The 246-nt window shown below is 61.0% G+C and carries 1 protein-coding gene; it reads right to left on the reverse strand.

The annotated features are described in order from the left end of the window. Nucleotides 1-243: transposase (locus AC4HNJ_RS22105; RefSeq protein WP_490481758.1), on the reverse strand; the 243-nt coding region annotated here is incomplete at its 3' end. Between the last annotated feature and the right edge of the window lie 3 nt (nucleotides 244-246).

Genomic DNA, 246 nt, shown 5'->3' on the forward strand with positions numbered 1-246 from the left:
AAGCCGCCCCAGCAGCCACATCAGCTCCATGTTCCGGCTGCACTCGGTCTCCAACCGCCGCGACGAACGGATCTGTTGCAGATAACCGTACAAATAAAGACGCAGCAAATCGCCCGGGTCGTAGCCCGGGCGTCCCGTTGTGGCCGCTTTGCTTCGGGCAAAACCCAGCCCCTGAAGATCCAGACTCGACACGAACGCATCGATCAACCGGCAGGCGTGATCGCCCGGCAGAAGATCGTCCAGACT

It is taken from the genome of Dyella sp. SYSU CM1112, assembly GCF_058216415.1.